The organism is uncultured Brachyspira sp. (genome assembly GCF_944390845.1).
In the GTDB taxonomy this organism is placed as follows: domain Bacteria; phylum Spirochaetota; class Brachyspiria; order Brachyspirales; family Brachyspiraceae; genus Brachyspira; species Brachyspira pulli.
On the sequence record NZ_CALXRM010000001.1, the window covers coordinates 102,794 to 124,691 of the forward strand.

Annotated in this window: 15 protein-coding genes (1 of these 15 only partly in view); 10 read left to right on the forward strand and 5 right to left on the reverse strand. The window is 26.0% G+C overall.

Annotated features, from left to right (window positions below; genetic code table 11):
- Window positions 1-6,378: the 5' portion of a hypothetical protein gene (locus tag Q0K52_RS00335; protein ID WP_297295297.1), read on the reverse strand. Its footprint begins 20,964 nt before the window's first position; 6,378 of the gene's 27,342 nt are visible here — the first part of the coding sequence; the start codon lies at window positions 6,376-6,378; the stop codon falls past the left edge of the window.
- A gap of 486 nt (window positions 6,379-6,864) precedes the next feature.
- Between Q0K52_RS00335 and Q0K52_RS00340 the strand changes: the two genes are divergently transcribed.
- Entirely contained in the window at window positions 6,865-7,968 is a 1,104-nt protein-coding gene (locus tag Q0K52_RS00340; protein ID WP_297295300.1) for an SPASM domain-containing protein, read from the forward strand.
- 394 nt (window positions 7,969-8,362) lie between these two features.
- Entirely contained in the window at window positions 8,363-8,893 is a 531-nt protein-coding gene (locus Q0K52_RS00345) for a hypothetical protein (protein ID WP_297295302.1), read from the forward strand.
- A 329-nt stretch (window positions 8,894-9,222) separates the two neighbouring features.
- On the opposite strand, the gene Q0K52_RS00350 is transcribed toward Q0K52_RS00345, so the two are convergent.
- Entirely contained in the window at window positions 9,223-9,852 is a 630-nt protein-coding gene (locus Q0K52_RS00350) for a hypothetical protein (RefSeq protein WP_297295304.1), read from the reverse strand.
- Between the two features lie 88 nt (window positions 9,853-9,940).
- Here Q0K52_RS00350 and Q0K52_RS00355 point away from each other — a divergent pair, with 88 nt between their 5' ends.
- On the forward strand, window positions 9,941-10,684 hold the full coding sequence (locus Q0K52_RS00355) for a hypothetical protein (RefSeq protein ID WP_297295306.1): 744 nt from the start codon (window positions 9,941-9,943) through the stop codon (window positions 10,682-10,684).
- Window positions 10,685-10,686: 2 nt separating this feature from the next.
- Window positions 10,687-11,556, forward strand: coding sequence for a tRNA pseudouridine(55) synthase TruB (gene truB / locus Q0K52_RS00360; protein WP_297295308.1), 870 nt, complete (start codon window positions 10,687-10,689; stop codon window positions 11,554-11,556).
- Between the two features lie 50 nt (window positions 11,557-11,606).
- On the opposite strand, the gene Q0K52_RS00365 is transcribed toward truB, so the two are convergent.
- On the reverse strand, window positions 11,607-11,957 hold the full coding sequence (locus Q0K52_RS00365) for a tRNA-binding protein (protein WP_297295310.1): 351 nt from the start codon (window positions 11,955-11,957) through the stop codon (window positions 11,607-11,609).
- A gap of 190 nt (window positions 11,958-12,147) precedes the next feature.
- Here Q0K52_RS00365 and Q0K52_RS00370 point away from each other — a divergent pair, with 190 nt between their 5' ends.
- From Q0K52_RS00370 to Q0K52_RS00390, 5 genes are all read left to right on the forward strand, one after another.
- On the forward strand, window positions 12,148-14,295 hold the full coding sequence (locus Q0K52_RS00370) for an ATP-grasp domain-containing protein (protein ID WP_297295312.1): 2,148 nt from the start codon (window positions 12,148-12,150) through the stop codon (window positions 14,293-14,295).
- Between the two features lie 23 nt (window positions 14,296-14,318).
- Window positions 14,319-15,368: a hypothetical protein gene (locus Q0K52_RS00375; protein ID WP_297295314.1), complete on the forward strand. Its 1,050-nt coding sequence runs from the start codon at window positions 14,319-14,321 to the stop codon at window positions 15,366-15,368.
- 20 nt (window positions 15,369-15,388) lie between these two features.
- Window positions 15,389-16,750 carry a tetratricopeptide repeat protein gene (locus tag Q0K52_RS00380; protein ID WP_297295316.1) on the forward strand — a complete coding sequence of 454 codons (1,362 nt, stop codon included), beginning with the start codon at window positions 15,389-15,391 and terminating at the stop codon, window positions 16,748-16,750.
- Between the two features lie 354 nt (window positions 16,751-17,104).
- A complete protein-coding gene (locus Q0K52_RS00385; protein WP_297295318.1) occupies window positions 17,105-17,980 on the forward strand; it encodes a hypothetical protein in 876 nt (291 codons plus the stop codon).
- Window positions 17,981-17,989: 9 nt separating this feature from the next.
- Window positions 17,990-18,556 carry a hypothetical protein gene (locus tag Q0K52_RS00390; protein WP_297295320.1) on the forward strand — a complete coding sequence of 189 codons (567 nt, stop codon included), beginning with the start codon at window positions 17,990-17,992 and terminating at the stop codon, window positions 18,554-18,556.
- A 97-nt stretch (window positions 18,557-18,653) separates the two neighbouring features.
- Here the strand turns inward: Q0K52_RS00390 and tsf are convergent, their stop codons facing one another.
- Together tsf and rpsB are read right to left on the reverse strand one after the other, a co-directional pair.
- Window positions 18,654-19,508 carry a translation elongation factor Ts gene (gene tsf / locus Q0K52_RS00395; RefSeq protein WP_297295322.1) on the reverse strand — a complete coding sequence of 285 codons (855 nt, stop codon included), beginning with the start codon at window positions 19,506-19,508 and terminating at the stop codon, window positions 18,654-18,656.
- A gap of 43 nt (window positions 19,509-19,551) precedes the next feature.
- Window positions 19,552-20,367 carry a 30S ribosomal protein S2 gene (gene rpsB, locus Q0K52_RS00400; RefSeq protein WP_297295325.1) on the reverse strand — a complete coding sequence of 272 codons (816 nt, stop codon included), beginning with the start codon at window positions 20,365-20,367 and terminating at the stop codon, window positions 19,552-19,554.
- A 591-nt stretch (window positions 20,368-20,958) separates the two neighbouring features.
- Here rpsB and Q0K52_RS00405 point away from each other — a divergent pair.
- Window positions 20,959-21,786, forward strand: coding sequence for an NADAR family protein (locus tag Q0K52_RS00405; RefSeq protein ID WP_297295327.1), 828 nt, complete (start codon window positions 20,959-20,961; stop codon window positions 21,784-21,786).
- Window positions 21,787-21,898: the final 112 nt, after the last annotated feature.

The window sequence follows — 21,898 nt, forward strand, 5'->3', positions numbered from 1 at the left end:
TAACTGCTGAAGCAATTCATTAATACGTCCGTCTTTCCAGCTAGCTATATCTTTATCAAGAGAATCTATTTTTTCTTTAAACTCATTAATATATTCATCTCTCCAAGAAGAAGCGTCATTATTAATAGAATCTATTTTTGATTTTAATTCATCAATATAATTCTCTAATTTTATATCAGTTTCAGCTTTTATGCTTTCTAATTCTTCTCTTAAATCAGCTGCATATAAGCTTCTTAATCTGCTGCTGTCTGACCAAGTATCTTCAAAGTAATCTATACGTTTTTCAAGTCTATTTCTAAACTCAAAGTTATCTGTTTTGAAGCTATTAAATAATTCATCTAATTTTTTAGCTTCTTCAGCAAATAGATTTTCTATATTCTCATTTTTACCTAATACAGTAAATAAATTTTCTTTTATTGATGAAAATTTATCTTCTAATTCTGAAGATTTAGTTAAAGAATCTTTTATATGATTTTTTATTATTTCTAAATTATCATATAAGTTGTCATATCTATTATCATTGTCAGCAACAACTTTTCCTTCAAAGTCCTCAAATCTTTCATTTAATTCATATAAACCGCTTTCTAAATCGCCTAATTTTTCAAAATCAGCTTTGATAGTATTAAATGAATCTTCTAAAGTTTGTTTATCTAAAGCTAATTGAGCTATAGTATTATCTTCTTTTATTGATTCTACATCTTTTTTGATATCATCAATTTTTTCTAAAAGTGAAGATTTATTTTCTGCTACAACTTCTTTTACTTTATTAATATCAGTTTCAGAAATACTGATTCTATCTAATAAATTAGCACTAAATTCTTCAAATGCACTTTCTATTCTCTGTTTTTCTTCTTCAAATAGAGTAGGAATATCTTCTCTGTTAGCATTGATTAATTCTTCTTTGAAAGAATTGAAATCTGTTTTCAAAGTTTCCATTTCTTCAGCTAACATTTCTTTTTCAGAATTTTGCAATTCCATCAATTCATCTCTATCAAGAAGAGAACCTTTTATCATATCTATTGCTTCATCGAAATCATTACTTAAATCTTTATATTTAGATTTAACATCTGATATTTCAGCATCTAATTTTGAAGAAATTTTATAAAGCTCATTATCTACTTTTACGCTAATAGCTCTTAACTGCTCCTCTAAATCAGACATATATTTCTGTTCATTGAATAATCTAACAGCTGCCTCATTTTCCAATCTTTCAACAACAGAATGTATCTGAGTATTAGCTTCTTCATTAAACTTATTCATTACATCTTGTAAATTAGCATTAAGAGTATCGAATGAGTCTTTTATCATATTATCCAACTCGACTTTACTGTCAGTTAATATGTTTAATTTATCATTAACCTGAGACTCCAATTTTGCTGAATAATCCAACAAATAGTCATCTATATAATTTTTCTCATTAGATAAATGTTTTGCTTCTGATTCTTCTCTTGTTCTTTCTATCTCTTTCTTTATAGTTTCAAGATGAGTTTCTAATTCTGTAACAGCATCTTCATAGATTTTGTCTATCATTATAGAATATTCTTCATAGTCTTCACGTATGCTATTACCTAATTCTTCAATATCTGCTATTAAATCTTCTGTTTCATTAGCTCTATGATGCTCTATTCTCTTTATTTCTTCATCATATTTAGCTACAGATTCATTGATTCTGTTATGGATTTCTTCTAAGCTGTTTCCTATAGCATTATTTAATTTTTCATTTATAGTAGAAAGTTTATTTTCAGCATCTGCAATTCTTTCATCTATGCGTGAATAAACTTCATTTTCTTTAGTTTCTATACGGTTAAGCATATCAATAAGAAGCTGATTTTTCTTACCTTCTGAAGTATCGATAAAGCTTTCTATTCCTTTTCTAGCTTCTTCTAATTGAGCAAGTAAAACATTTAAATTACCATTCTTCCAATCGTATATATCTTGCTCTATTAACTTCATTTTTTCTTTTAATTCATTCAAATGATTATCATATTTGATATCAGCTTCTTTTCTTATATTTTCAACTTCTTCTCTTATATCAGCAGCATACATGCTTTTGATTTTAGTATTATCAGACCACATATCTTCAAAATAAGAGATACGTTTTTCAAGTCTGTCTTTGAAGTCTTCATTGTTTGAAGCTAAATTTTCAAATATAGAATTTAATCTTTCTTTTTCACCATTTATTAATGATTCAAAATAGTTTTTATCTACTAGACTAGATATATTATTTTTTACAGATTCAAAATTTCTATTAAGATTTTCCATATCTCTATATAGACCATCTGAATCTTTTTCTATTCTATCTTCTAAATTATCTTTAAAATCTTTTAATTTTTTAGTTAAATCACTAACATCATCTTTTAATCCGCTGTCGATTCCTTCCATTCTGTTTCTGAGTTCAACAAAATCTTTTTCTAAATTCATTATTTTGTCAAAATCATCTCTCAAAGCAGTTAATGAATTTTCTAATACAGCTTTTTCTTCTGATAAAACTTCAACTGTATTATCATCTTTCATATCATCAACGTCTTTTCTTAAAAGCTCTATTTGATATATCAAATGACTTCTTTCTTCTGATAAAACATCTTTGATATAATGTATATCGCTTTCATTGTCTGTAAGTCTCATAAGTAAATTCTTACTGAACTCATCAAACATATTTTCTACTCTTGCTTTTTCTTCATCAAATAATGCTGGTATTTCTAATTCATTAGTTCTTGCAATTTGATCTTTGAATAATTCAAATTCTTCTTTTATATCATCTATTTGATTTTTAAGTAATTCTTTTTCACTATTTTGAAGATTAATTAATTCTTCTCTGTCTATTATAGAAGATTTTATCTGTTCTATTCTGCTATTAAAGTCTTCATTACTATCTGATATATTAGAACTTAATTCATCTATTTTTTCAGATAAAGCTGATTTCACTTCTTCTATCATATTAGAAAGTTCATTAACTTTATCTAATCTATTATCATGATCATCTAATATAGCAAGAATGTTTTCATTATTAGATATTAATTTATCTGCCTGATCTTGTAATCTTTCATCAACATTATCTTTTAAAGAAACAAATTCATTTCTCAAATCCTCTAATGTTAAGCCAAGAGTATCTCTAACTTCTGCTGCTGTATTAGATATAACTTTTTCAGCATATTTTTTGATTTTAGCAATAGAACGCAAAGCCTTTTTAGTATTAGCTTTTCTTATTTTAGCTAATATTTTAGAGAATCCGTTATATAAAGTATTAAATGAATCATTTAAATTTTCATTCAAACGATTAACTTCTTCATCTATTTTTGAAGATGTTTTATTCAAATAATCATCTATATAGTTTGCCTCATTAGTAAGGTGTTTAGCTTCTGATTCTTCTCTAGCTTTTTCTATTTCATCTTTTAATGCATTAACATGCTCGCTTAAAGAATTCTTTTCATTTTGATAAAGTTCTTCAAGCATATTAGTGTACTGTTCATAATCTTTTCTTATTCCAGCACCTATATTTTCAACATCTTTTATTATATTATCATGTTCTTCTAATCTATAAGTTTCTATTTCTTCTATTTCGCCTTTATATTTCTCTATAGCACCATCAATTAATGCTTTTAACTCTTCTAATTTTCCTAAAGCACTTTCTTCTACATTAGAGAATATACCTTCTGTTTTCTTAGCAATTTCATCTTTTTTATCTGCTATATAAGAATCAATTTCATTTGCTTTAGAATCAACAATAGACTGCATATTATTAGCATTATCAATTATTTCGTTGATTCTTTCGCCCAAATTTTCTATACGCATTTTATATTCATCTGTCATTAAAGAAGCATGATGTTTTAATTCTTCATAATCTTCTTTTAAGTTATTAGAATACTTTTCAAGCATTGCATGATATTCAGCACTTATAGCATTCAAATCAGATCTTCTTTCATCTAATACGCCGTCTATTTTTTTGTCCAAAGAATTATATTTATCCTCTATATCAGACATTAATTCTTTTTCTTTATCTTCTGCATTTTCATAAACTTTATTTATAGTACGCTCAAATGCATCTCTGCCGTTTTCAACTCTATGCATGATATCTTCTATTTCATCTTTTATTTTATTCATGCTGTCTCTTTTTTCGTTTAGAAGTATATCAAATGAGTCTGTAGCCTGACGAAGCTCATCATGAAGCATATCAACAACTTCTTTTTTGTTTTCTTCATTGAATCTTACATTTTCGTCTATTGCTTCATCTATTTTATTTTTAAACTCGCCTAAAGAATTTTCTATATCACTGATTAAAGCATCATGTCTTTTTTCACTTTCATCAACTTGGTTCATAACAGAATCAATACTGTCTGTAATAGCTTTCATTTTAGTTTGTTCATAATCATCTAAAACGTTTTTCAAATGAGCTTTCAAACTTTCTATATAAGCATCACTGTAATCAGATATTTCTTTTTTAATGCCTTCCATTTTATCTTCAGCATCTTTTATACCAGTATCTAATTTTTCATTAGCTCTGCTTATTAAGCCATTAACTTCAACAGAAGATTTTTCTAATAATTCTATACGTTTTTCTATATTTTCTCTTATGTTAGCTTCAGTTTCTTTGCTTAAAGTATCTATATCTGTTGTAGCTTTGTCGTACTGTTCTTTTAATCCAGATAATTTTTCATCTATAGCACTTAAATCAGATGAAGTATTTTTGATATATGTATTAATATTTTCTTCTAATTCATCTTTAACACTAGCAAGTAATGTTTCTATTTCATTTATTCTTTCATTAGCCTGAGCTTCTAAATCTTTATACAAATATTCTTTCTGCAAGCTCAAAGAATCAAGTATTTCTTCCTGTTTATTATTAAGTATAGATATTATCTCAGAAGTTTGATAATGAGTTTCATCTATTTTGTCTTTCAAAAGATTAGTTTCAGTTTCAACATCGTTTCTAAGCTCATTGATTTCAGCTATTAAAGAACTTCTAGCATTATCTATAGAGTATTCCATATCATCTTGAGCTCTAGTTAATATATCATTTTTCAATTTATCTATATCATTAACTATATCTTCAAATCTGCTTTCAGCTTTAAGCATGGTTTCTTCGCTCATACCATCTATAGATATGATTAAATCATTAAGTTCTTTAGTTTTATTTCTATAAAGAGTTATTACGCCGTCATCTTCATTTTCAAGTACATTCTTGATATGATTAGAAAAATTCTCTACTTCAACTATAAATCTATTATTAATATCTTCTTTTAATGAAGAGAACTCTGTTTCTAACTGATGAGCTTTATCAGCATAATCTTTAGTTATATAATCAGCTTTATCTTTTATATCATCTATAGACTTCTCTAAAGAATGGGCTTTTTGTTCTATAGAATCTAAGAATTCCTCTCTATCCTGGCTTATTTTCTCAAGTCCTTCTTTTAGGGTAGAGTAGAGCATCTCTTTAGTTTTTTCCATTTCGTCTTTAAACTCTAATACGCTAGATTCTGTTATAGAGTTTAATCTATCATGTATAGTATCTCTTAAACTGTTCAACTCAGTTTCTAAGCCTTCTTTAGACTGACTTAAAGTTTCATAGCGGTTTTCTATATCTTTAGATTTAACATCAATTTCATCGGCGAATGACGAATATTTACTAATAAGCTCATCTCTTCCTTTCTCAAATAATTCTGCCAATTGTTCTATATTGTGACGGGCTGTTCTTTCAGCAAGCTGAGTAAGCTGATTTGTAAATAATTCTTCTTTTTTAGCAACATGAAGCTTAAATTCTTCAGTAAGAGCAGATATTTTCTCTTTTTCTTGTTCTGCCATAGTGCTATAATGAGCATCACGGGCGAGTAGGTTAGTGGTAAGAGCATCAAATCTCTTATAAAGCTCACTTTCAAACTCATTTAACTTAGAATTATAAGACTCTATTAATTTATCCTGTATAGAACCAACATTCTTTTCTAATTCTGTCATTTTGGCTTTAACATCAGATATTCTTTTATAGGTCTTTTCTATAGTGTTACGCTCTTTTAATACAGTATCAACCTTATTCAATATTTCCAAATAAGCTTCTTCTAAGGAATCAACCTGTTCTTGGTACTGTGATACAGCGGCCTTATAGTCTTTATATGACTCTATCCTTTTATTAAGTTTAGCTAGATCCTCTTCCATAGACTTACTTATAAATCCAGCCTTTTTAACTGCTATTTCCAAATCTATGGCATTGTCTCTAACTTCAGATATCTTTTCCTCTACAATACCTTCCAAAGCTGCTTTTTCTTCAGCAAACATTTGATTAAAATTATTATCATTATAGTTTTTTTTCCTATTGATTACACTATAAATACCGATAAATAATAGAGGTACAACAAAAGTTAGTATTAATTGAAGAACAGGGTTCATAGAAAAAACTCCGCAAATATAGTATATTAACATAATTCTATATTATGTTAATGTATATGTCAATAGTATTTGCATGTTTTAATTTCTATGCATAGTAAAATTCAGTCAAAAATAAAGCTTTTTTATAAATTATTTCACTATTTTCATAGCTAAATATATACAAATACAAATTTTTTTACTATAATTAAAAGGCAATTTAAAAATAAATAATTATACAAACATAGAATTTTAACAGCAAAAATAAATATCATCATAATATTTATACATCATTAAACACTATATAAATTAACATATATTTATTTTCACATAATAATACAAACAACAGATAAACAACTATAACATCTCAATTATTACAAATATATTTATACAAACAATATATTAATATCATACTATAAATAAACATAGAAATATTAAATTAAAATATTATTTGAAATGTATGCCAAATATGATAAAATAAACTAAATAAAATATACAGTAAAAAAATATATGAATCAATTATTTATATTAATAAAGCCGGCATCTTCATTATGTAATATGCATTGTAAATATTGCTTTTATGAAGACATAGCAAATATAAGAGAAATAAAAAATTACGGTTTTATGTCTGAAAGCACTATGAAAAATATAATAGACAATGCCTTCAGTATAATAAAACAAGGAAGCATACATTTTGCATTTCAAGGCGGAGAACCAACCTTAATAGGGATAGAGCATTTTTATTCATTTATAGAATACGTAAATAAAAATAAAAATCAGTATATAAATATATCTTATTCAATACAGACTAATGGATTTTTTATAAATGAAGAATGGGTACAATTATTCCTTAATAACAATTTTTTAGTAGGGCTTTCATTTGACATATTAGAGTCTATACACAATAAGTACAGAGTACAAAACGATAATGGAACTTATAATATAGTACTTGATACAAAAAACTTATTTGATAAATATAATGTTCAATATAATATACTTACTGTATTAACAAATGAATTATCAAATTATCCAAATGAAATATATAATGAGTTAAAAATAAACAATATAAAATATATACAATTTATACCATGTTTATCTGGATTAGAAAATAATGAAAATAAAGAGTTTAGTATAAGTCCTAAAGGATTTTCATATTTTTATAATAATATATTTCCTAGATGGAAAGATGATATCATTAAAGGAGATTATATTAGTATATCTTTTTTTGATAATATATCAGAGTTACTTGCAGGATACATTCCAACGACATGCGGAATAAATGGAATATGCCATAATCATATAGTTATAGAAAGCAACGGCAATATATATCCTTGCGATTTTTACTGTATAGATAAATACCTATGCGGAAATATTAATAATGACAGTATAATTGATATAATCAAAAATCAAAATAAGATAAATTTCACAAACGATTTAAAAGAAACAAAAGATAAATGTCAACAATGCCAATTTTATAATATATGTCATGGCGGCTGCAAGAGAATGTACAGTAATATATATGTAGATAACGATAATTTCTGCGGAATGGAAGATTTTTTATCTAAGAACTTAGATTCATTAATACAAATTCTAAAGCTTAAAAATATACTATAAAAAATTTACAAATATGCTATATTATAAACAGAATACTTAAAATAGCTAAAAATCATATATTTAATAGTTATTCACAAATAGGCAATATAGCAAAGACCCAGAAAAACAATAAATTCATATTCCGATAATGTATATTATGTTAACTTATACATGTTATTTTTTATATAATGTGAATATCCTAGTATAATGGTAAGTTTAGCTAATATAGATATTACTAAATATATAAAATATGGTTGTAGAATATTATAAAGCTAAATATTGTGAGCATCTGGCAAGTTTACTTGAAAGACTCATTATGCGAACAATTTTTATTAACAATAAATTGAAGTTTTTTGTATTATATAGTATAATAGCTCACTATTAAATAAAAATTCAATTTGTACGGAAATATCTAATGAAAAAAATAATACTTTTAATATTAAGTTTAACTATAATAATTATATCATGCAAAAATGACGGCGGTTCTATATACGCTATGGAGCAAAGATATAAAAACTTTCTAAATATATTGCCAAATGATGTTAAGAATGATTATACATTAAATTCTGATAAGTACGGTAATATGTATAAAGAATGGATTAATGAGTTCAATACTTGGACTGATGAAATACTTAAAACTGAAGCACAAAGAGAACAAGAAATATCAGCTAGAATAACACCTGATAAAATTGAGTATGCTCTTGAAACTTTAACAAGTAAAGATTATGAGAGAAATCTCCCTGTAGAACTTATGACTAAGGTAAAAGCTCATACAGATACATTATCATTAAAAATTGAAGAATTACAGAAAGATGAAGCTTTTTCTAATTCTATGGTTAAATTAAAAAAAGATGAGGCTGTAGAGAACTTCACAACTGAAGAAACAATATTCTACTATGTTTGGAACTATTTAATAACAATAGAAAGACCAAGACGTTTCCAATAATAAATAATATACTTAATTTTAAGCTTAAAAATATTCATATATAATATTTTTAAGTTTATTATTCAGTATATTAAATTATCTATATTGAACATATTTTAATATACAAAACTACAAATATATTTTATCAAATTCTTTGCTATACAAAAAATCGATAATACATATATAAAAACACGGTAACAGAAAAAATATAATTATTCAATATGGTTTAATGAAAGAACTTTATTAAACATATATAAGTTCAAATAATTAACAAACAAAATAATATTTTACTATAAAAAAATATAATAAAAATAAATACATTTATATATATTTACAACTATTGAAAAATATTATTCCAAAACAGTTTCTACAACAACATTATATTCATTTGAACTATAACTTTCTTCTAATATATAAGCTTCATTAGTTAAACGAACAGCTTCATTAACTTCTATATTATTGTTTCTTAATACTCTAAATAATGATTCATAAGCTCTTTTTAATGCATTTCTTGTAAGCATCTGTCTTGTATAGGCATTTAATTTGGCATTTTCTGATATTTCTATTGAGGCATTAGCTCTAAAAAATTTCTCCCCTACACTACCCTCTTTCTTTATTGTATTTAACACCTCTATTGTTCTATCATATATTGTATCATCTTTAACTTTTATTTCTGTATAAAAATTATCATCTTTTTTATATTCTTTTAATGTTACTATATCTTTATTATCAAAATCTATTAAGTTATTATCTTTTAAGGAAACAGCAACTATATTAAAATCATTTCTATTAATTAATCCGGCAGTTTCTTTTGCTATATTATAGTAAATATCATCTATTGCCTTCATTTTACTTGCTTCAAAGCTAACATCAGTGTATACTTTAGAATACAATTTACCTTTTTGTATGTTATTATTTGAACATGAAATAATAACTAATAATAAAAAAATAATAAAAATATATAGCTTGTTTTTTTCCATAATTTATAATAAATTATCCCCTAATAATATTAACTATTTTAACTTTATTATACATATAATTGTAAAATAATGATTTGGAGATTTTACATTGAATATTAAAATATTTACTTTGTTTATAACATTAATTATATTAGCATCATGTCAGAAAAAACCTGATAATTTTCTGGAAGATATGGCTTCATTAGATAAATCATATATGGATACCCTATTAATAATAAGAGATAATAATAATCCAAACAGAAAAGAAGCCATAGAAAAATTTATTGTTGTATGGAATGATTTTAAGAAAAAATATTATAGTATTAACACAGAAGACCCTCAATGGAAAACTGATTTTGACAGTTTGCAGGATATATTAATACGTTCACATTATTACATATCAAGCGGAGAAGATGAAAGTGCAGGATATTCAATACTGCATGATATAAAATATGTATTATCCGATTTAAGAAAAAGAAATAATGTCAATTGGTTTTTTGATAATTTAAACTCAATATACAAAATAGCGTACAGAGTTGGAGAACTTTCAAAAATATATGCAGGTGCTAATACAGCTCTTACACCTGAAGAAGAAGAAAAATTGGTAGCAGTTTATTATTTATTAGATGAAGCTACAAAAACAACAATAGCAGAGTTTGATAAAAGTAATATACATCTACTCCATCTTTCTCAACAGCAATTAGGAACTTTGAAGCATAATATAGAAACAATAGATGATTTAGTAAAATCTATAGGAAATGATTTATTTTCAAAGAAATATAATAATCTTTCAAATATATCAGAAAACATATTAAATATATATTTTAACTCTTTACAAATAATAAGGGGATAAAAATGAAAGGTTTTTGTATTTTAAATAAACCTATAGGAATAACTTCTTTTGATGCTATAAAAAAAACAAAACAAGTATTAAGAGAAAAAGAAAATATTATAGAAAAAAGAATAGGACATGTTGGAACATTGGATCCATTTGCCAATGGAGTTTTAATACTTGCTTTTGGAAGATATACAAAATTATTCTTTCTATTTGATGATTTACCAAAAGAATATATTGCTGTTGGTGTTTTTGGAGAGAGCAGAGATACCGACGATATAGAAGGAAATGTGATAAAAAAGTCAGATAAAACTAATAAATTAACATTTGATGAATTAAAAAATATAATAGAAACAAATTTTAAGGGAAATATAGTACAAAAACCTCCTATATATAGTGCTAAAAAAATTAACGGCAAAAGAGCTTATGATTTAGCCAGAGAAAATAAAAGTTTTGAATTAAAAAGTGTAAATGTATGCATAAACAATATAGAATTATTAGAATATAATTACCCATATTTCAAAATAAAAACTTCTGTAAGCAAAGGCACTTATATAAGATCTATAATTAGAGATATTGGAGAAATTACAGAGAATCTAGCATATACTAAAGAATTAAGCAGAATATCCATTGGAAATTATAATATAAATATGGCTTCTAATATAGAAGATTTAAACTCAAATAGCATATTATCATTCTTTGATATGTTTAAAAATTTTGATAAGAAAGTCATAGAAGACAAAGAAATGATAAAACAAATACTATGCGGTAATACAAAAATGATAGATAATATAGAAATAAAAAATAAATATTTAGCATTAATTGATAATGATGAAAATTTACTTGCTATTATTGAAAAAGGCAACAGTTATTCTTTTATAGATGTATAATAAAAATATATACATCTATAAATTTAACTATTTAAAAAAATTTATACACACTACCCTATTGCAACACCATTTTCGCATTCTTCATTTGTTGTTAATAAAACCACCTCTCCATTATCCTTAACAGCACCCAATACAAGGCATTCTGAAAAGAAATTAGCTATTTGTTTTTTAGGAAAATTTACCACAGCAATAATACGTTTTCCTATTAAATCTTCTTTTTTATATAATTTTGTTATCTGTGCTGATGAAACTTTTGTTCCTAAAGGCCCAAAATCTATTTTTAATTTGTATGCTGGTCTTTTAGCTTTAGGAAAATCTTCAGCTTCTATTATAGTACCTGTTCTAATATCCAATGCTAAAAAATCATCAAAACTAGCTTCTGTTTTTATATTAGTATCCATTATTACAAATCTCCGTATTTTTTTATTATATTCTATTTATAATGTGATAATTGTCAATTAAATTTTTATATGCATAACTATAAATAGTTTTATAATAATTACATATATAAATAAAATTCTTTAGTTTAGTATTAAAATTTCGATATTAACAACACTATAAGGGAATATTTTAAAAAAAGGCAATATTAATATGAAAGGTAAACGCATAATAATAATAGGTGCTGGTCTATTACAGGTACCTGCTATACAAATAGCTAAAGAAATGGGACTTTATACAATAGTTTTTGATTATAACAAAGATGCTCCAGGTATGCAGATAGCAGATTATCCTATGATAGTGTCCACTAGAGACGTTGATGGAAGTGTAAGGGCTGCTAGAGATTTAAGCCAAAAAATGGAAATACATGGAGTTATTACTGTAGGTACTGATGCTTCTACAACGGTTGCAGCAGTAGCAAATGCTTTAGGATTACCAGGTAATAGATTTGAAGATGCTTATGCTGCTTCTAACAAAATAAGAATGCGTGAAAGATTCAAAAAAAACAATGTTCCTCAGCCAAATTTTTTCCCTGTATGGAATTACGAAGAAGCAATGGAGGCATTTAAGAATTTAAATAAGCCTGTTGTAGTGAAACCAGCAGATAATATGGGTGCTAGGGGTGTAATGAAGGTATCAAAAGAAAATGATATCTTAGCAGCATTTAATAGAGCAAAAAGTGCATCTCCTTCCGGTGAAGTTATAGTAGAAGAATTTATGGATGGTCCGGAACTTTCTATTGATATGCTTATATATAATAATGAAATTTATGTAACTGGAGTTGCTGACAGAATAATAGAATCTCCTCCATTTTTTATAGAAACAGGTCATATTATGCCGTCTGCTTTAGAGAAAGAAAAACTAGATGATGCTATTAATGTAATGAAAGCAGGCATAAAAGCATTAAATTTGAAAATTGGTGCTGCTAAAGGCGATATAAAAGTAACAAAAAATGGTGCTATGGTTGGGGAAATTGCTGCTAGACTTTCAGGCGGATTCATGAGTGCTTATACCTACCCTCTTGCTACAGGCGTAAATTTAATAAAAAATGCAATAGAAATAGCTTTGGGAAATCCTCCTAGTGATTTACAGCCGAAATGGGATAAAGTATCAGTTGAAAAAGCATTTATTCCTGGTACAGGTATAATAGAATCTATTGATGGTGTTGAAAATGCAAAAAAAGTAGAAGGTGTTAAAGAAATATTTATCAAAACCAAACCTGGAGATATATTAGTTACACCTACAAACAACTTGGAAAAAGCTGGTAATATAATAGCTGTAGGAGATACAAGAGATGAAGCTATAGCTATAGCAAATAAAGCTATGAGCTATGTACATTTCAAATTAACAGATGAAAAAAGTATAACCATAGATGAAATAAAAAAAATCGCGAAAGAAAAATTATCATCTAATTCAAATACTTCATATTTGTTTATTGAAGATAATGAAGATAAAACAGGACTTTCTGAATATAATTTCAGCCCTAGTATAATTCACAAAGAACCAGAAGCAAATATAGGAACTAATCTATTTAATATGCATCTATCTCAGCCTACTATAATAGATACAATTCATAATTTAAGAGAAGCAATAGACGGAATTATGGATATAAAAGAATATTATGAAACAATCATAGATGTAGCTTCTAATTGTGAAGTTCTTGCAATATTTAATGATTTTAATGATGAGGAAATATTTGAATTATCATTAAAAACTATAAAAGGAAGAAAAAGAGGTATTATTATGATAGATGGTAATAATACCCAAGAAATAGTAACACAAAAATTACAAACAGCAGAAAAAAATGGTGCCTGTGCTGTTGGTATAGATTTTTCTTACTGCTATAATATAAATGAATTAAATAAAATACATTTCAAATCTGAAAAGGATTTAGCTAAAATAGCCAAACAATTAGATATACCTTTAATTATAAAAGGCATATCAAGTAATAAAGATTTAGACAATATAAAATTATCTCATATAAATAATGTTTATTTTTCAAATAATAATAAGTATGCATTAAAAGGTATGGAAAAAGTTGCCGATACTGTAAATAAAGTAGATTTTAATTCAAATCACTACTTTAATATACTTGCAGAATCTCCTAAATATGGAGTTGATGTATTTAAATATTTAGTATTGGGAGCAAATGCTGTTTGTGTTACAGAAGAAAGTTTTATCTCTATTATAGGAAAAGGCAGAAAGGGTCTTGAATATTTATTATATTCAAACAAAGATAAACTAGAAAAGATGATAAAGCTATTTGGACAAACAGGTGACGTTAATTATATTAAATATTAATTAGTACAAATTAGGTAACTATTATGGAAGATAAACAAATAAACTTATCTAAATCATATATATACGGATTTTTTGCCGCTATGATATGCACTTTAATATACAGTGCAGTTATCATTCCTATTTATATACTATTAATATCATCAAATCCGCAGAATTTCTTTGTTTATTTATTATATACTCTTGATGTTTGGGTATGGATATGGATTGGTATATCTATATTGTATGCTTTCATTATAGTAATAATGCAGCCTACTAGGAACTATACTCCCCTATCTAAAACTATAGAAAATTTACTTTTCTTTGTAGTTACTTCTGTGATCATAATATTATCTCTTAGTTATGTTCCAGAAATACAAAAATTATTATACAGAAAAGATTATAATACATTTTATAGCACAATATTAGCTGTTGGATTATTTTTAATATCAATACAATTATCATACAATGTAAAAAAGCTTACAATTTTTATGTACAAAACTATATTATTCAATTTAGGTTATAACGTAGAAGCTGAAGTAATAGACGAATATGATGATAATGAGGAAGCAAATAAAACAGATGATTATGAAGTTATAAGAATAGATAAATCAGAGTATGAAATATTTTCAAGCACTATAAAAAATATAATAGCATTCTCACAAAGATATAAACATGCTATAGGTATAATAGCTTTTAAAATATCTAATAAAGAATCTATTATAAATGAATATGGTAATAATGCTTACAAAAAATTACAAGAAGAACTTATAAAAGCAATAAAGAAAAATGCTAGAATAGGAGAAAATCAATGTTTACTTTATGAAAACATTATATATTCTGTGATTTTTGCAAATGAAGAAGAGGCTTGGAAAGCTACTAAGAGATATTTTAAAGCATTAAAAAACTATAATTTTGAATATAACAATGAAAGCGTAGATATTAATGTATCTATGGCAATAAGCGGCTTTGATTTTTCTAATAATAGATCAAATAAAATGTCTGTCTTTGCTGTAAAAGACAGCATGATGAGAAAAATAAAAGATGCTTTAGTTGAATCAGAAGAAACTGGAAGTCCAGTTATATATTATGAATAATAATAAAAGGGATAAGAACTGTGGAAGCTTCATTAATTGTAATACTAGTTTTAATTGTTTTATTAGGTTTTGCCACTCAGTATGTTATAAAGAGCGGATCATACCCTATTAAACTAAAAAAAATCGTTCAGGCCTACAATGAACAAAATTATGATGTAGCTATGAGAGAGATTAATACCTTAGACCCTAAATATAAAAAAGATGCTAATATATTGTGGATGTGTGCAAATATGTACTATAAACAACAGCAGTATATACTTGCTATGGCTTCACTTCAAAATATGATAGACGGTGCATATTTTACTAAAGAATTAACAGAATTAAATGTTAGAGAATTTTTAGCTAAAATATACGAACAAACAGGAAACACTAAAAAAGCTATAGACGAATATGATATGATAACAAAAATAAGGGATCAAGATTATGATTCTTTATATAAAGCAGGTTCAATTTGTTATAAATATGGTGAATGGGTATTAGCACAAAAATATCTTTCATCAGCAGCTGCACAAAATGATAGCAATCCTGAATTATTATATATGTTAGCTTACTGTTTTTATAAGATTCGTTCTTATCATGCAGCTCAGCAGCAAATAGAAAAAGCTCTTGCATTAGATAGTACAAATGCTGAATATCACTTATTACTTGGTGAAATATTATCTTCAAGCAGAGACTTCCAAAATGCTATTAAAGAATTAGAAATAGCTTATGAAAGTAATGAAGTATCAGATAAAGATGCTATTTCATTGAATCTTGCTAATTCATATTATGAACTTGGAAATTATTCTAAAGCAAAAGAATATTACGGACAGGTATTAACTAAAGAAAATATACCAAATGAAAAAGTTGTTGATGAGCGATACAGATATGCTGAAACTTTAGTTAAAAACAAACAGTTTGAGGCAGCAGTTAAACAATGGGAAATAATAAAATCTATAAGAAATATATACTTAGATGTTGACCAAAAATTGAAAACTTATAGTTCTATTATTGCCAATAATGCATTTAGAACTGCATTAGAAATGGATATTATAGAATATTTGGAAAAGTATTTCTACAGAATATTAACTTTGAATGGATATGTAGTTACTGAACATACTAAAAAATCTGATACATTAGTATTCTTTGTAACTATTAAGAAATTTGGTTCTGAAGGTCAGTCATATAAGAGTACATTTGCTTTAGATACTTCTGGATATCCTATGAGACAGGATACTGTTGATCAGTTTATGGAATATGCAAGACAGTACAAGAGTGCCCACTCTTTCTTAATAAGTATAGGTGATTTCGCTCCTAACTTGAAAGTAGATGATACAGTAATGATCATTGAACCTGAAAGATTTGAGGCTATTATTGAAGGTGTTATATCATTCAGCGATTAATGAACTAATAACTCATTTATTATACTCTATTAAAAAAGGTTATGATTTTTGTCATAACCTTTTTTATTATTAATATAAAAATATCATTTGACATAAATAATAAAAAAATATATACTATCATAATTATTAGTATTTAATGATTGGATAAAAATATGCATCAAGCATCAAGCATCAAGCATCAAGCAATAATATATTAATACTTTTCACAAATAATACATTCATAAAAAATTTATCAATAAAAAAATATTATGATAATATAAATACATTTTCATATTGTATTCCAAAACTTTTATTTTTTAAAATGATAAGAAAGCACTCTTTGCTTTATTATAAAATATTATACGGAGTTAAGTTATGAAAAGACTTTACAAACCTATTTTTTTAACGCTTTTATTGCTTATATTTGTATTTTCCTGCAATAAAAAAACAACAGACCCTACTTCAAATAACGGAGGAAATGATAACGGTAATATAACCTCAAAATTTGATCCGTCAGAAGTAGAGATATTAATACCTGTTACATATTATTTAAATAGCAGAGTATCTGGAAATCTTACATCATTCAAAAGCGTACAGTCTGAAACCGGAAAAACAGTATATGAAATCCCTATAACATTCAATGATGAAAGAGTAAGAGATGAAATTGACTATATAAGGGTTTCATATAAAGGAGTTAATGTAAGAGATACTGCATTAACAGAATACAGAAAAGAAGATTTAGGCGATTATCTAAAAACTTATTTGGTATCATTAACTAATGAAAGCAGCGGAGAAGTAAACGAATTATATTTAGGGCTATATACAGAATTACAGTTCTCAAAATATATGGTAAAAAATGCTGGAAATTATAGTACTATGTTTAAGCTAGTTTATAATGATACATTAAATTGCTATACTAATAGTGATTATGGATATATTGGATTAAGTGAATTTGAAAATTATGATAAAGAACAGCTGAAAAAAGATACAATATCAGCTTTAAATGAATCTGTTATGAGACCTAACCTTGTTATGCCTTATTATTATCCAAGATATGATTATGAATTTATAGGAGATTTTCTTGTAGAAGATAATGTTAGCAAAGATGAAATATTAGAATGGATGAATCCAGCAGACTATAAAAGATTAACTTTCAAAGTAAAGCCTAGAGCATTTAAAGGCTACAGATTTACTGACAAAGAAAATCTTAAAGAATATTCTGTTTTAGTATATTTAAAAAAAGATGAATAGGAGTAAAGAATGTTAAAAAAATTAATGATTATAATATTGAGTTTATTATTCATAATATCATGTAATAATAATGTATCAAATCCAAATGACAGCTCTTCAAACGGCAATAACAACAATAACGACGGAAACGAAGATGTTTTTGATGTAAATAATTATACAAATGCTTATGACAGCAAATTCAATGAAACATTTAATCAAATAAGGGATTTTGAAGGAACAAGTTTTATGTTTGGTCCTCCTGCAAGTATCAATAAAACAGATAATATTTTGATTATGCCTTATGTAGGTATTAATAATGGTGCTTCAACAATAGAGTATTTATTTATAGAAGCTATAGTAGATGATACAGGTACTCCTAAAATAATAGAAACTTCTGAACTAAGGAAAGTAATTTATGGATTACACCAAAGAGAAGACGGAAGTTATGCCCCTGATACTAGAGAAATATATATGGATTTTCCTGATTATAAATATAAAGATTATGGTAATTACAAACCCACAAGATATCTTATGATAACATCTTGGAAAATAGTTGGAGGTTCAGGCGGAAATTATCCTATATATTATAAATTTTAATATATTTTATTATTATATAATTATTTTATAACGAGCATAAAAAAGCGGACTGCCAAAATGACAATCCGCTTAATTTTTATTTTCAGTAATTATTTAATTATAAACCTAATGAAACAATTACGAAGTTTTTAATAGTTGCAGTAGAACCTGCTTCTTTAGAAACCTCATCTATTAAACTTTTAATAGATATTTTGTTGTCAGTAAATAATTTTTGGTCTATAAGAACAGACTCAGAGTACCAAGCACCCATTTTACCTTCAACAATTTTTTCTACCATATTTTCTGGTTTGCCAGCTTCTCTAACTTGTTTTTCAAATATTTCTCTTTGTTCTTTTACAGCTTCAGGATCTATACCTTCTCTGTTTAAAGCTAAAGGTTTTTCACTAGCAACATGCATAGCTATTTGATCTGCTATTTCTTGACATTTACCTTGTGGTTTAACATCAAATTCAACAATAGCAACAAGTTTGTTATTGAAGTGAGCATAAGTGCCGAAGAAGCCATCAGTTTTCATAATTTTAGCTTCAGCAAGAACTGTTTTTTCACCCCATTTTTGTATACCTTCATTGATCATACCTTGAATAGTATCACCATTAGGGCCTTTAGCATTTAAAAGATCATCAACTGAAACTTCATCAAATCCCATAGCTACAGAAGAAATAACTTTTGCTAAATTTACAAATAATTCATTTTTAGCAACGAAGTCAGTTTCACATTGAAGTTCTACACAAGCAAGTTTATTTTTCTCATCATTAACACAAAAACCTATAGAACCTTCTTTAACTGTACGTTCATTCTTTTTAGCTGCAACAGCTGCACCTTTTTCTTTAAGAAGGCGGATAGCCTTATCCATATCACCATCTGTTTCTTGAAGAGCTTTTTTACAGTCCATAATACCTACGCCTGTACGTTCTCTAAGCTCTTTAATTACATCCATATTAATATTTGCCATTAAAATTATCCTTATATATTATTTTATTTATTAGCTAATCAAATTATTCATCATCTTCTTGAGAAACACCATATTTTTCAGCAACAGCTTCAGCAGCTTCTGTAGCACTGTTGTCATAAACTTCTTCTTCTGGAACATCGCTAGAAGAATCATGTTTAGATAATGTTTCTTTACCTGCTTCGTTTTGACCTTCTATAACAGCAGAAGCAACAACACCAGCGAATAAGCTTATAGCTCTTATAGCATCATCGTTACCAGGTATTGGGTGATCAATAACTTCTGGGTTACAGTTTGTATCTACAACTGCTACAACTGGTATTCCTAATTTTCTAGCTTCACTTACTGCTATAGCCTCTTGCATTGGGTCTATTACAAAAAGCATATCTGGTAAATTTTCCATATCTTTAATACCAGCAAAGTTTTTCTCTAATCTTTCTTTTTCTTTCAAAAGAAGAATAACTTCTTTTTTAGGTAATTTATCAAAAGTACCATCAACTTCTTCTTTTTCTATTCTTTTAAGTCTAGCAATACTTTTTTTAATAGTAGCGAAATTTGTAAGCATACCGCCTAACCAACGGTTATTAACGTAGTACATATCACATTTTTCAGCTGCTTCTTTGATGCTTTGTGAAGCTTGTTTTTTAGTTCCAACGAAAAGAACATTTCCGCCGTTTCTGGCCATTTCTTTAACAGCATCATAAGCTTTTTTAACATAAGTTAAAGTTTTCATAAGGTCAATGATATAGATATCATTTCTCTCTTGGAAAATAAATGGTTTCATTCTTGGGTCCCATTTTCTAGTTGGGTGTCCAAAATGTACGCCTGCCTCTAAAAGGTCTTTCATAACTGGTAATGACATAATCATATCCTTTAAAATAAAAATAGAGTACCGACTACGGCACCCTATCCATAAATTTCATATATTAAAAACATTAGTATTATAAAAATCATAATGCTTTGATTACTTAATTTAAGTAACAACGTCTTTTATGTATTCTAAAAATAGAATAACTAAGATCATTTTGCTATTATGGAAAAGTTTACCAATATAATCGGTTTATAGTATAATAACATACTATAAAAAAAAGTCAATTATTTTTATTAGATGTAATTATATTAAAAATTTATTATGATAACTTAGTATAAAATAATTCTATATTACTCACCTGATAATACAATTAAGAGTACAAAACTAATTAGTAGTATAAATGTGTTTACTAAAGCTAATATAAACAATATACGTTTAATATAACAAATTATTTTTTTATTTATACCATTGTCCTTAATACTGTTTTGTACAATATGCAATATTCCAGACAATAGAAACAATATAATTATAAAAATAATAAAAAACATAAATTCATTATATTACAAGTAGAATAAATATTCAATTATTTTGACAAAAGGTATTTATTTTAGTATAATGAAAAATATTAATACGGATTTCATTATGCAAAATATTATCCCCCCTATTTGGTTTATTAACAACAATTCTTATAATAAAATTTTTAATAACTATTTTAATCAATTATCAAGTGATGATAAAGAAGAATATAAAAATCTTTTTGAAGAACCAATTATATACAAAGGATTTTATAATAATAATTTTATTAATGAGAATGTATTTTCAAACAATGATTATAAAATTGAATATTGGAACGAAGAAGGAAAACAAAAATATTCTTTAAGTAAATTAAAAACAGATTTCAACAAAGGAAAGAAAATAGATTTTTTATTTTTCTACGGACATACTAATGATAAAAATGAAATAACAAAATCTTCATTAAGCCAATGGTATATTAAAGATTTTAAAGAGAATAATTTAACATTTAACTGTATGGAAAAGTATATGATGTACAATAAGGCTTTGTTGTTTGATGATAAAAAAATAGCTGAAGAAATTCTAAATAATAATCAGCCTAAAGCTATAAAAGAATTAGGAAGAAAAGTAAGCAATTTTAAAGATGAAATATGGGATAAAGTAAAATACACTATAATACTTAAAGGAAACTATTATAAATTTTCACAAAATAATGATTTAAGAAATTTCTTATTAAATACAAAAAACAAAGTATTGGTTGAAGCAAGCCCTTATGATAAAGTATGGGGAATAAAAATGAAATATGATAATGAAAATATAGAAAATCCTTTCTTCTGGCAGGGTGAAAACTTATTAGGTTTTGCTTTAATGGAAGTAAGAGACGAAATAAAAAGAGTATATAAAAATTATGATATAATAGATTGGAACTCATTTAATAATAAATACAATTTTTCTTAACTATATAAATACATTATTCATCAATAATCAATATTATAGTAAACATAATATTAAAAATATTATCATTTTATATCTTTACAAAGTTAAATATTTTTGTATAATAGTACCGTTT